At 71.8% G+C, this 12,624-nt stretch carries 11 protein-coding genes; 8 read left to right on the top strand and 3 right to left on the bottom strand.

Features of this window, described 5'->3' with window-relative positions; translation table 11 throughout:
* The first annotated feature begins 203 nt into the window (after positions 1 to 203).
* From trpS to EV371_RS30095, 5 genes are all read left to right on the top strand, one after another.
* Positions 204 to 1,229: a tryptophan--tRNA ligase gene (gene trpS, locus EV371_RS30115; protein ID WP_130465029.1), complete on the top strand. Its 1,026-nt coding sequence runs from the start codon at positions 204 to 206 to the stop codon at positions 1,227 to 1,229.
* 138 nt (positions 1,230 to 1,367) lie between these two features.
* Positions 1,368 to 1,883, top strand: coding sequence for a 2'-5' RNA ligase family protein (locus EV371_RS30110; protein WP_130465028.1), 516 nt, complete (start codon positions 1,368 to 1,370; stop codon positions 1,881 to 1,883).
* 183 nt (positions 1,884 to 2,066) lie between these two features.
* Positions 2,067 to 3,716, top strand: coding sequence for an SPFH domain-containing protein (locus EV371_RS30105; protein WP_207230646.1), 1,650 nt, complete (start codon positions 2,067 to 2,069; stop codon positions 3,714 to 3,716).
* Complete coding sequence (locus tag EV371_RS30100) at positions 3,713 to 5,026, top strand: SPFH domain-containing protein (RefSeq protein WP_130465026.1); 1,314 nt, start codon at positions 3,713 to 3,715, stop codon at positions 5,024 to 5,026. The genes EV371_RS30105 and EV371_RS30100 overlap by 4 nt, the downstream gene beginning before the upstream one ends.
* Positions 5,027 to 5,180: 154 nt before the next feature.
* Positions 5,181 to 6,230: a hypothetical protein gene (locus EV371_RS30095; protein WP_130465025.1), complete on the top strand. Its 1,050-nt coding sequence runs from the start codon at positions 5,181 to 5,183 to the stop codon at positions 6,228 to 6,230.
* Positions 6,231 to 6,260: 30 nt separating this feature from the next.
* Here EV371_RS30095 and EV371_RS30090 read toward each other — a convergent pair whose 3' ends face one another.
* On the bottom strand, positions 6,261 to 6,959 hold the full coding sequence (locus EV371_RS30090) for an exonuclease/endonuclease/phosphatase family protein (protein ID WP_130465024.1): 699 nt from the start codon (positions 6,957 to 6,959) through the stop codon (positions 6,261 to 6,263).
* A 177-nt stretch (positions 6,960 to 7,136) separates the two neighbouring features.
* Here EV371_RS30090 and EV371_RS30085 point away from each other — a divergent pair, with 177 nt between their 5' ends.
* Entirely contained in the window at positions 7,137 to 8,045 is a 909-nt protein-coding gene (locus EV371_RS30085; RefSeq protein WP_349337989.1) for a YihY/virulence factor BrkB family protein, read from the top strand.
* Positions 8,046 to 8,193: 148 nt separating this feature from the next.
* Positions 8,194 to 8,637, top strand: coding sequence for a hypothetical protein (locus EV371_RS30080; protein ID WP_130465022.1), 444 nt, complete (start codon positions 8,194 to 8,196; stop codon positions 8,635 to 8,637).
* Positions 8,638 to 8,641: 4 nt separating this feature from the next.
* Here EV371_RS30080 and EV371_RS30075 read toward each other — a convergent pair whose 3' ends face one another.
* Positions 8,642 to 9,415: an NAD(P)H-binding protein gene (locus EV371_RS30075; protein WP_130465021.1), complete on the bottom strand. Its 774-nt coding sequence runs from the start codon at positions 9,413 to 9,415 to the stop codon at positions 8,642 to 8,644.
* Positions 9,416 to 9,624: 209 nt separating this feature from the next.
* Between EV371_RS30075 and sigJ the strand changes: the two genes are divergently transcribed.
* Positions 9,625 to 10,509 carry an RNA polymerase sigma factor SigJ gene (gene sigJ / locus EV371_RS30070; protein ID WP_130465020.1) on the top strand — a complete coding sequence of 295 codons (885 nt, stop codon included), beginning with the start codon at positions 9,625 to 9,627 and terminating at the stop codon, positions 10,507 to 10,509.
* 295 nt (positions 10,510 to 10,804) lie between these two features.
* Here the strand turns inward: sigJ and EV371_RS30065 are convergent, their stop codons facing one another.
* A complete protein-coding gene (locus EV371_RS30065; RefSeq protein WP_130465019.1) occupies positions 10,805 to 12,430 on the bottom strand; it encodes a glycoside hydrolase family 13 protein in 1,626 nt (541 codons plus the stop codon).
* Positions 12,431 to 12,624 lie beyond the last annotated feature (194 nt).

Below are 12,624 nucleotides of genomic sequence, written 5' to 3'. Positions count from 1 at the left end.
CCGGCCGGGCGGTGCGCCGCACTCCCGGGGTTGCGGCGGAGCCGCCCAACTCCCCGGGTTGCGGCGGAGCCGCCGACCGACTCCGGTTTCCGGGTACGAGTCTGCACCGTTGCGCAGGGTTCCCCGGTTTCCGTAGGTGAAAGGGTCGGAATGGCACGGGGGCGTGCGGGCGCGTTCCCACGGTTGCTGTCAGAATTGCCGGCATGTCCGACGCTCCTGCCCGGCCCCGGGTACTCTCCGGGATCCAGCCGACGGCCGACTCCTTCCACGTGGGCAACTACCTGGGCGCGGTACGCAACTGGGTGGCGATGCAGGAGACGCACGACACCTTCTACAGCGTGGTCGACCTGCACGCGATCACCGCCGGGCACGACCCGGTCGCGCTGCGGCACTCCAGCCGGGTCGCGGCGGCGCAGCTCTTCGCGGTCGGGCTGGACCCGGAGCGGACCACCCTCTTCGTCCAGTCCCAGGTGCCGGAACACGCCCAGCTCGCCTGGGTGCTGAGCTGCATCACCGGGTTCGGCGAGGCGAGCCGGATGACCCAGTTCAAGGACAAGTCGATCAAGCAGGGCGCCGACCGGTCCAGCGTCGGGCTCTTCACCTATCCGATTCTGCAGGCCGCCGACATCCTGCTCTACCAGGCCGACGCGGTACCGGTCGGCGAGGACCAGCGGCAGCACCTGGAGCTGACCCGCGACCTGGCACAGCGGTTCAACACCCGGTTCGGCCAGACGTTCACGGTGCCGGCGCCGTACATCGTCCGGGACACCGCGAAGATCACCGACCTGCAGGATCCGACGGCCAAGATGTCGAAGTCGTCCTCGTCGCCGGCCGGGATCATCATGCTGCTGGACGACCCGGCGAAGTCCGCCAAGAAGATCAGGTCGGCGGTGACGGACACCGGCCGGGACATCCTCTTCGACCCGGAGCGGAAGCCGGGGATCTCCAACCTGCTAGTCATCTACTCCGCGCTGACCGGGCGGAGCATCGACGACCTGGTCGAGGCGTACGCGGGCAAGGGCTACGGGGACCTGAAGAAGGACCTGGCCGAGGTGGTGGCGGAGTTCGTCCGGCCGATCCAGCAGCGCACCCAGGGCTACCTCGACGATCCGGCGCAGCTCGACAAGCTGCTGGCGATCGGCGCCGAGAAGGCCCGCGCGGTCGCCTCGGTCACGCTGCGCACGGCGTACGACCGGGTGGGGTTCCTGCCCGGCACCCGGAACGGCTGAGCCCGCCGGACGTCCCGGACGAGGGCTCGGACCCCGGCCGTCGGGAATGGTCGCCGGGCGGCGCGCTGCCGGTCGGCGGGTGAGTGAGTGGAGCGGAGGGTGGTTGTCACGGACGGATCACAGGATCCGGGGACTCCGATGACCCGGGTCGGGGTCGCCGTCGACGTCCCCGAGCCGTGGTGCGAGTTCCTCACCCGGCGGCGGGCGGAGGCCGGTGACCCGCAGGCCGAGTACGTGCCGGCGCATCTGACGCTGCTCGGGCCGACCGACGTACCCCTGGCGAGCCTGCCGGCGGTGGAGCGGCACCTCGCCGAAGTGGCCGCGGCGCACCGGCCGTACCTGCTGCACCTGCGGGGTACCGGCACCTTCCGGCCGATCACCCAGGTGGTCTTCGTGGTGGTGGCGGCCGGGATCAGCGAGTGCGAGCTGCTCGCGGCGGCGATCGGCCGGGCGCCGGAGCTGCGCCGGGAGAGTCGTTTTCCGTACCATCCGCACGTCACGGTCGCCCAGGATGTCGCGCCGGAGGCGCTGGACCAGGTGTACGAGGACCTGGCCGACTTCTCCGCGCTCTTCAAGGTCGAGAAGTTCACCCTCTTCTCGCACAGCGGCGAGGCCCGCTGGCAGCCCCGCCGGGACTTTCGGCTCGGCGGCTGACCCAGAGTCGGTCGGCGGCTGACCCAGAGTGTCGGTGGCGTGCCGGCACCGGCGGCGCTCCGGTCGCCGCCCGGGCCGACACCCCTTGGTTTGACCTTGCTGGATACCATCGCGGTCCTGGTAAACCACGGAAGGGGAACTGTGGCACGGGTCCAGCAAGGCATACGGAGAGTTGCACAGGCGGTGGCTGAGGGTGCCGACCCGCAGGCGTTGGCACGGGCGGAACTACAGCGCCGCGGCGGTGCGGTGGCCAGCGCGATCGTCGGTGCCGGCGGCGAGCAGCGGTCGCAGTCGCAGGAGGGCGGGATGGACCCCGTCGACTTCCCGGCGGCCCGGGACCTCGGCGGCAGCATCGACACCCTGATGGAACAGCGGACGGTGCCGCTGGACGACGCCGGAGAGGTGCTCAACCGCAGCGAGCAGCGCCGGGAGGACGGCGAGCAGGTGCACGTCATCTGCCCGATGGTGATCCCCCGGGGCCGTTCCCTGGCCACCATGCTGCCGGTGTCGCTGCTGCTGGTGCTCGGCGCGTTCGCCGCGGTGGTGATCTGGGCCGGCGGCGGCAGCGTGCTCACCAACCCCTTCTTCGGCCTGCACTACTGGCTGCTGGCGATCTTCGCCGTCGGCTTCGTCTGGTGGCGGCAGGGCATGGTGATGGTGCCGGACGGCTGCGCCGCCCTGATCACCCGGTTCGGCAAGCTGGAGCAGGTCGTCGGCCCCGGCCGGGTGATCCTGCTGAACCCGTGGAAGCGGGTGTCGTACATCGTCAACACCACCCGGGAGTACCCGTTCAACGCTCCGGTCCGGGAGGCGCCCACCAAGGGCGGGGTGAAGGCGTCGATCGACCTGTTCATCCAGTTCCGGATCAGCGACCCGGTGGAGTTCGTCTACACCCTGGGTGCGGTACGCGGCTTCGAGGAGAAGCTCAGCAACGCCGTCAGCGAGACGATCCGCAGCCTGATCTACGAGCAGGAGGCCGCGGAGATCTACAACATGGTCGGCGAGGACACCGGTCGGCTGCTGGAACAGCTCAACCAGCAGTTCCGTCCGGCGGTGGAGCTGACCAACGCGAACATCACCCACGCCGAGCCCTCCGACCGCAAGTACCGGATGGACCTGGCCGCGCCGGAGATGGTGCGGGTGGCCAAGGACGCCTACACCCACGAGTACGCGTTGCAGCTGCGCAAGGAGCAGGACGAGGGTGACCTGACCAAGGAACTCGCCAGTCTCCAGGAGACCCTCTCGGCGATCCAGGCCGACATCGCGCAGTACCAGGCGCAGATGGACACCGCGGTGGAGCGGGAGACCAACCGCGCCGAGGCGCTGGCCCGCCAGCGGTACGTGCTGGCCGAGTCCGAGGCGCGGGCCAACGCCGCGCTGCTGGACGCCCAGGCCCTGGACATCCGGGCGGTCAGCGCCGCCGAGGCGCCGGAGATCCTCGAATACCGCTACCAGCGGGAGGTGCTCGACACCCTGGAGGCGGTCGCCGACCACCTGCCGCGGTTGGTCCGGATCGGCGGATCCACCGACCCGAACGCCGCCGCCGGGGTCGACCTGCTCCAGCTGGCCCGGGAGTTCGTCGGCGAGCGCGGCGCGGAACTCTTCACCGAGGCGGACATGGCGGGCATGCGTACCCGGCTGGCCGAGGTCGCGGCCCGGATCGCCGAACGGGAACCGGAGATCAACGCGTTGCGTGAGGCCAACGAGCCGACCGTGCCGGCCGTCGCGGGCGGCGCCGAAACAGCGGCCGTCGCGGGCGGCGCGGGCACGGCCGAGACAGTTCCGGGCACCGGTGCCACCGGACCGGTCGACGGGGCGGAGGGGCAGCGATGAGTACGGCACGGACGGGTCGCAGTTCGGTCATCGCGGAGGCCGTCGCCTCCTGGGGCGAGATCGCCCAACTGCTGCGTGGCGGCGAGGCCGGCACCCTGGTACCGGTCGTCATCCCCAGGCATCGCCGCCGGCTCGGCTGGATGGTCCCGCTCTGGCTGGGCCTGCTCGCCGTGCTGACCGGCGTGATGCTCGCGGTGCGGGGCGACGACGGGCTGCTCGGGTCCGCGTACGACGCGCTGGGCACGCTCGCCTACGTGGCCGGGGCGGTGCTCCTGCTGATCGGTGTGCTCTGGTGGTGGCGTTCGTCGATCGTGGAGATCGAGCAGGGCACCAACGGGGTACTTACCCGCTACGGCGCGGTGACCCGCACCCTCGAAGCGGGGCGGCATTACCTGTGGCACCCGTGGTCCCGGGTCGACTTCGTGGTCGACGTGGCCACCGAGATCCCGTACTCGGCGCCGGTGATGGCCTGCCCGACCAGGGAGAACGTGCCGCTGCGCTCGATCGAGTTCTTCATGAAGCTGCGGATCACCGATGCCGTGCTCTTCGTCCGGACCATCGGGGCCGGCAACTTCGACCTGGTGCTCTCCAGCGCGGTGCAGGACGCGATCCGGCAGCGGGCCCGGCTGGTGCAGACCGAGCGGGCGTACGACCTGCGGGGCTCGGACGTGGCCGACATGCAGGAACTGCTCAACCGCCAGCTGACCCGCTACGGGGTACGGATCACCGGCTGCAACATCCCCGACGTGCAGCTGCCCACCCAGTACCAGCAGCACCTGGCCACCCGGGAGCGGGTCGCCAAGGAGCACGCCGCGTACGAGCAGGAGTGGGGCCTGATCCGCAAGCGCCGGATCGACAGCCTGCAGATGGACATCGAGCGGGCCAAGAAGATGCGGGACGCCCGGATCGTCGAGGTGAAGGCGGCGCTGAACAAGGCCCGGGAACAGGTCGCGCAGCTGCTGGAGGAGCAGGAGACCAACGCGCAGCGGGTCCGCTTCGAGATCGAGACCAGGGGACGCAGCGGGCTGATCGCGGCCGAGAACGAGGCGAAGGCGCAGCGCCGGTTGGCGCAGGCGTACCGGGACAACCGGGCGGTGCTGCAGTACGAGCTGGCGCTGCGCCGGCTCGAGGTCGGCGCGGAACTGGCCGAGAAGGCCCCGCAGCCGGTGGTGGTGCGTACCGACGGTGCCGGCGGCGGCGACACGTCGGCGCTCTCCACGCTGCTCACCGCCCAGTTGTTGCCGCGCAGTGTCGCGCTGCCGGCCCTGGACGGCACGAGCCGGGCTTCCGGCACCGGCCACCCGGAGTAGGATCCCGGCCCGCGAGACGGCCCGGCGACCCCGTTCGGCGCGCTGCCGAGGGACGCCGGGCCGCCGCCGCGTTCGCACGATCTGCGGATCCACCCACCACAGGTGGCCGTCGGGACGGTACCGGCGGTCACCTTCCGTTCCTACGATGATGGGCATGGCTCCCGTCGCCGCGGCCGATCTCTGGGACCTGGGTGCGTCTCCGGGCACCCTCCAGGAATACGCCGCGGCCTGGCGGCAGGCCGGGCAGGCCGCCGAGAACGCGGCCACCACCGTGGGTACCGCCGCTCGGCAGACACTGCACGAAGAGGGTTGGGCGGCTGACAGCGCGGACTCGTACGCCGCGCACCAGTCCCGGGTCACCGCCGACCTCGACGCGGTCGCCGGGGCCGCGACGTCGGTGGCCGACGCGCTGGATTATCTGGCCGGGGTGCTGGCCTTCAACCAGGAGCTGCTGCTGACCGAACGGGGCCGACTCTCCGGGATCCGCAGCACCGGTCAGGGCGCGGACCTGGCCTTCCACCCGGCGGACGAGACGCAGGCCGCGCTGGTGCGGGACTCGATCGCCAGTGCGCGGGAGATCCGGGCCCGGGTGGACGACGAGATCGCGCTCAAGAAGGCCACCTTCAGCACGGCGTACGGCACGCTGGCCGCGATCGAGCAGACCTGGCGGCCGCGCACGATCGGCATGCTCAACCTGAACATCGGCCAGGGCTACAAGAACGAGCCGTTCAACTCCGAGGGGACCGACCGCAGCGACATGGACCTGATCGCGCAGATCATCGCGGGTTCCAACGTCGAGGTGGCCACCCTGCAGGAGGTCTTCGGCAGCGACGTCGAGCGGCTCGAACGCGAACTGCGCGAGCGCACCGGTGACGACTGGACCATCTACTTCGGCGAGGCCAGCGAGAAGCCGTACTGGAGCGACGGGATCCGCCCGGTCGGCATGCACGAACCCTTCGGCAACGCGATCGCGGTGCGGCACGGCGACGCCATCGCCGGCTCTGCGCACACCGACACCATCAAACTGGACGTTCCCGGCTCGGTCGTGTCGGGAAACGGCCCGCCCACCGACACCACCACACCGGCGCACCCGCCGCCGGGCACGATCCCCGACCCCTCCCCGGACGACCCGGTGATCACCGACGGCGAGGGACGTTCGGCCACCGAGGTACGGATCGACTTCCGGCCCAGCAGCGGGGGATAGTTCCGGCCTACCAGCGGGGATGGTTCCGGCCTACCAGCGGGGGATGGTCACGTCGACCCGCTGGCCGTCGTGGTCGGACGGGCCGCCGTCGACCCGGGTCGGGTTCTCCACCGACACCCCGTCGGTCGGCATCACGTAGTCGATGCTGCGTCCCGAGTGCGAGGTGCCGCCGACCTCGCCGGCCTCCACCTCGAACCCGTGGTCGCCGTACGCCGCGACGGCGTCGGCCGACTGGTTGCCGTCGTCCAGTTCGGCGTTGAGATCGGCGCCCAGTATCGCCGGTCCGTCGATCGACTCGCGCAACCGCTCGATCTGACCGGCCCGGACCAGGTCGTCGGTATTGCTGCCGTCGCTGTGCACGTGTGCGCTGTAGAGGCTCATGCTCTGGCCCGAGGCGGCGAACATCCGGTCGGCGGCCGCGTGGTCCATCTGCCGGAACGTCGCGACCGCCTCGCCCAGCCGGACCACGTCCTCGTCCAGGACCTGGGTCAGCCCCGAGAGCGTGCTGCCGGCCAGGGCGTGCAACCGGTGAAATTCCGAAAGGCAGTCGCCGGCGGAATCGGTGTTGCCGAAGGCGGGCGCCGTGGCGAACACCGGACCGTGCCCGAACGGCAACGGCATGGCGACGCCGATCTCCGGGGTCGCGCCGAGGCCGGCACCTCCGCCGGACAGCTCCTCGGCCGCCGCGCCCACCTGGAGCGCCAGCGCCTCGACCTGTCCATAATCCATCCAGGTCACCCTGACAAGGCTAGGTCAGGATTCGACTTATTTCCATCTTTGCTCGTCCGCCGGATCGCTGCCGGGCCCGCCCGTGCCGGGTGCCAGGATCGGCGATGCTGGCCGCCAGGTGTCCGAGTACCGTGTCGACGGCGACCAGACCGGGCGGTGATGGGCAAGGATGGCGGCGTGAACGCCTTCGAGCGGGTGGTGCTGCGCGCCAACGCACGGCTGACGGCGTACCGCCGGCAGGCGCCGTGGTTCGACCACCTCGCCCGGGCGGTGGGTCGGTACACGGACGTGCTCGGCGCCCGGCTGGCGGCGGCGATCGCCTACTACGGCTTCTTCGCCGTCTTCGCGCTCGGCCTGGTGGCGTATGCGGTGCTGGGCGCGCTGCTCGGGAACAGCGCCGAGAGCGGTGAGGTGGTCGTCGACTTCCTCACCCGGAACCTGCCGTTCGTCGACGCCGAGCAGATCCGGGAGAGCAGTGGCCGCCCCGGGGTCATCGGGCTGATCCTGCTGGCGATCACCGGCATCGGCTGGGTCGAGTCGATCCGCTCCTCGCAGCGGTTGATCCACGGCCTGGACCAGCATCCGGGCTACGTCGTGCTGCGCCAACTCGTCGACCTGGCGGTACTACTGGTGATCTTCGTGCTGCTCGGGCTCTCGATCGGTGCCGTGGACGCGCTGGAGTCGCTGTTGAGCTGGCTGCTGGGTGCGCGTTCGATCGTGCTCACGATCTGTAGCTGGCTGCTGGGCTTCCTGGTCAACATGCTGCTGGCCTCGGCGCTGCTGCTCGCCGTACCCCGGCTGCGGATGAGTTTCCGGCGGTGGCTGCCGGCGGTGCTGCTGGTGGCGGTGGGTGTGACGCTGCTGAACTCGGTCGGCCGGTTCTATGTGGTGCGCTGGGAGCGGAATCCGGCGTACACGGTGGTGGCCGGCGCCGTCGGCCTGCTGATCTATCTCTATCTGCTCAACCAGTTGCTGCTGTTCGGTGCGGCGCTCGCGGCGACCAGCCATCAGGGGCGGGTCCGGGACCTGGCCGGGGCGCCGGAGGTGCCCGATCCGGCCCGGCCGTACCCGCCGTCGACGGAGTGAGGGCGGGTACGCCGGGTCGTTGCCGACCGGCACCGGGCGCCTGGGCCGCCGGTGTTGGCCGAGCGTGATCGGATCCGCGGAAAGGGACGGACCGATGATTCCGGCAAAAGCCACAAATAGCGCCGAGATCGCCGCGATGATGAGTCGCGTGGGCGCACTAGTGACGTTGGACCTGCCGGACGACTCTCCGATCCTCGCGCTGCCCTGGATCATCACCTTCGGGCCGCTCGACGACGACGAGGAGTGGGAACCGGTCGTCTGCGGCCCGTACGAGCGGCCCCACGCGCTGGCCCTGGCCGAGTCGGTGGTCGCCGACGAGGAGCTGATGGCGGTGGTCGAGCCGCTGCTGCCCCGGGTCTCCGCCGAGGAGATCCGGGCCGAGATCGCCGCCGCGCAGATCGCCGTCGAGGCCGAGGACGAGGCGGCGGACCTCGACGACACCAGTATCTACGGCGACTACGAGGAACTCGGCGAGGAGGAGGTGATCGGCGAGAGCACCCGGGCACCGGCGCAGCCCCGGCAACCCCCGGATCCGACCGAGGTACGCGCCGGCATCGCCCGGATCGCCGCGATGCTCGGCCGCCCCTCCTGAAGGCCTACAGCGCGGCCTGGGACATTCGTTCGGCCAGGAAGATCTCCCAGGTCCGGGTTCCGAATGTGGCGCCCTGCCGGGCAAGGTTGTCTCCGGCCCGGTAGGCGCGGCCGGCCTTGCCCGGCATCGGCACCGGCACGAACGGCCGGCGCCTGCCGTGCGCCCGGAGGTATCCGCGGATCAGCTCCGCCATCGAGTACACCTTCGGCCCGGCCAGGTCGGGCACCAGGCCGGCCGGCGCGCCGAGCGCGAGGTCGACCAGCCGGGCCGCCACCTCGCGGGAGTCCACCGGCTGGAATCGCACCGCGCCGGGGGCGGGGATCACCGGCAGCTTCGCCATCTTCTCCGCCACGGTCAGCAGCAGGTCGTGGAACTGCGCCGCGCGCAGGATCGTCCACCGCAGGCCGGATTCGGCGATCGCCCGCTCGGCACCGAGCTTGGCCCGGAAGTATCCCAGCGGCACCCGGTCGGCGCCGGTGACCGAGATGTACACCAGGTGCCGGACCCCGGCCCGCTGCGCCGCCCGGACCAGGTTGCCGGTCGCGCGGTCGTCGCCCTTGGGCCCGCCGGCCAGATGCACGACCGTCTCGACACCCTCCAGCACGCCGCCGAGGTCCCGGTCGGCGAGCAGGTCGGCGGTGACCTGCTCGACGCCGTCGCCGGCAGGTCCGCCGCGGCGGCTGAGGACGCGCACCGGGTAGTCGGCCTCGCGCAGCAGCGGGGTGACCAGTCGGCCGAGGGTGCCGGTGCCGCCGGTGACCAGGATGGGTGAGTTCATGGCGTCCTCCACAGGGGTACGGAGCGCGGGCCGGGCTGCGGTCGCCTCCGCTAGGTTCTTTCGATCGGGTGTCACCGCCTCGACCCCACGACGACCGGGAACGTGACGGCAGTGACGCAGGCCACATCGCCGTGCTGGTCGGGGCCGCGCTGTCACGTCCGCCGGGCCGGGCGGGTCGAGGGGGTGGATCCCGCGGGAAAGGACGCGACATGGGCGAGGACACCTGGCTGGCCGACCGGTTCGAGCAGAACCGGCCGCACCTACGTGCGGTCGCCTACCGGATGCTCGGGTCACTCACCGAGGCCGACGACGCCCTGCAGGAGGCGTGGTTGCGGCTGGCCCGCACCGACACCAGCGAGGTGGACAACCTCGCCGCCTGGCTGACCACGGTGGTCGCCAGGGTCTGCCTGAACACGCTGCGCGACCGCCGGCACCGCCGCGAGGAATCCCTCGACGTGCGAGTGCCCGACCCGATCGTCACACCGGCCGGTCCGGACGACCCCGAACATGCCGCGGTGCTGGCCGACTCGGTCGGGCTGGCCCTGCTGGTGGTGCTCGACACCCTGACCCCGACCGAGCGACTGGCGTTCGTGCTCCACGACATGTTCGCGGTGCCGTTCGACGAGATCGGTGCGATGGTCGACCGCACTCCGGAGGCGGCCCGGCAACTTGCCAGCCGTGCCCGTCGCCGCGTGCAGGGCCGCGCACCGGCCCCCGACCCGGACCTCGCCCGCCAGCGCCGGGTGGTCGACGCGTTCCTGGCCGCCGCCCGCGACGGCGACTTCGACGCGCTCGTCGCCGTGCTCCACCCGGACGTCGTGCTCCGCTCCGACGGCGGCACCGCGCGCCGCCGCCAGACCACGGTGATCAACGGCGCCCGCGAGGTGGCCGCCCAGGCCGCCACGTTCGGTCGGCTCTCCCCGCTCGCGCGCCCCGTCCTGGTCAACGGAGCCGCCGGAGTCGTCACCACCGCCGCCGGACGGCCGTTGTCGGTCATGGCCTTCACGGTCACCGACGGAAGGATCGCCGCCATCGACGTCATCGCCGACCCGGATCGCCTGCGCCGGCTCGACCTCGCACTGGACGACGACTGACGCAGCCGGACGACTGGCGCAGCCGGACGACTGGCGCAGCCGGACGACTGGCGCAGCCGGACGACTGGCGCAGCCGGACGACTGGCGCCGCCGGCGCCCGGGCGGGCGGGAGACCGCCGGCAACTGCCGAACCGGAACGCCGCCAGGGCCCGGGAACAGCGCCGGGGAACGCACCGGTGCCCCGGGAGCGCGCGCTCCCGGGGCACCGGTACCACCATCCCCTCCACCACAAAGGGGTCGCCGCCCTGGCCGCCCGTCGGCGCGAAGCGCGGCGGACGACCAGGTCGATAGCGGGTTACCCGGTTACCGGCCGGATGAACCACCCCGCCGTGTCGGTCGGCAGTCCCGCCGGCTCGGCGGCCGGCTGGCTGCGCAGGATCGGCGTCCCGTAACGATCGACGTCGACCGGCTCGTCGCCGAAGTTGACCACGCAGACCAGCTCCGTCGTGCCCGCCGCAGGCCGGCTGAAGGCGAGCACGTCCGGCTCACCGTCCAGCCAGGTCACCGCGCCCGGGCCGGCCGGGGCGGCGTGCTCGCGCCGCAGCCGGAGCGCCGCCCGGTACAGCTCCAGGGTCGAGTCCGGGTCACCGGTCTGGGCAGCGACCGAGCGGGCCCGCCAGGTGGGCGGGGCCGGCAGCCAGGCCGGGGCGCCACCGGCCGGGCCGAAGCCGTACGGCGGGACGTCGCCGCTCCACGGCAGCGGTACCCGGCAGCCGTCCCGGCTCTCGCCGGTGCGCCGGAACGCGGGATCCTGGCGCAGCTCGTCCGGCAGGTCGAGCACCTCCGGCAGGCCGAGTTCCTCGCCCTGGTAGAGGTAGGCGCTGCCGGGCAGCGCGAGCATCAGCAGGGCGGCCGCCCGGGCCCGACGCAGTCCCAGCGCGCCGTCGCCGTACCGGGTGACGTGTCGCTGCTTGTCGTGGTTGGAGAGCACCCAGGTGGTCGGCGCGCCGACGATCGCCGACTCGGCCAGCGCGGTGTCGACGACCTTGCGGAACGAGTCGGCCGACCAGGTGGCGTCGAGGAAGTCGAAGTTGAACGCCTGGTGCAGCTCGTCCGGGCCGACGTAACGGGCCAACCGCTGCGGGGTCTCGGCCCACGCCTCGGCGACCGCCATCCGGCCGCCCGGGTAGCTGTCCAGGATGGGCCGCCAGGCCCGGTAGATGTCGTGCACCTCGTCCTGGTCGAAGTAGGGCAGCCGGGCCCGGCCCAGGAGTTCGACCTGGCGCTGGCCGGCCGGTACGCCGTCGCCGACGTCCGGCAGCCCGTCCGCCTTGATCATCCCGTGTGCCACGTCGATCCGGAACCCGTCCACGCCACGGTCGAGCCAGAACCGGAGTACGTCGGAGAACTCGCTGCGTACCTCGGGGTGCCGCCAGTTCAGGTCGGGCTGGGCCGGGTCGAAGAGGTGCAGGTACCACTGGCCGTCCGGGACCCGGGTCCAGGCCGGACCGCCGAAGATCGACTCCCAGTCGTTCGGCGGGAGTTCGCCGCCGGCGCCCCGGCCGTCCCGGAACAGGTAGCGGTCCCGCTCGGCCGAGCCGGGCGGACCGGCCAGGGCGGCGACGAACCACGGATGCGCGTCGGAGGTGTGGTTCGGCACGATGTCGACGATGATCCGCAGCCCGAGCGCGTGGGCGTCGGTGATCATCTGGTCGAAGTCGGCCAGCTCGCCGAAGATCGGGTCCACGTCCCGGTAGTCGGCGACGTCGTAGCCGCCGTCCACCATCGGTGAGCGATAGAACGGGGTCAGCCAGAGCGCGTCGACGCCGAGGTCGCGCAGGTACGGCAGGCGGCTGCGTACCCCGGCCAGGTCGCCGATGCCGTCGCCGTCGTGGTCGGCGAAGCTGCGGACGTAGACCTGGTAGACGACCGCGGACTTCCACCAGTCCTCGGGCCGGCTCGGTGTGGGGGAGACGCTCATGCCGGCACTCCGCTTCGCTCGGTGCCGCCATGCGGCACATAGGCACTGAGCCAACTGATTCGCTCGCTTCGCTCGCTCATGCGGTGTCCGTTCGTCGGGCATGGGAATGCCGGGCGGGTCAAGGCAGGATGCCCGGTCGGCTCTGCAAGAGTCAAGCAATCCTTGCGCAAGAACCTGCCGGAGCTGCTCTGCGA

The sequence above is a fragment of the Plantactinospora sp. CNZ321 genome, from assembly GCF_004217235.1.
This window is presented reverse-complemented; position numbering and strand designations above follow the sequence as displayed.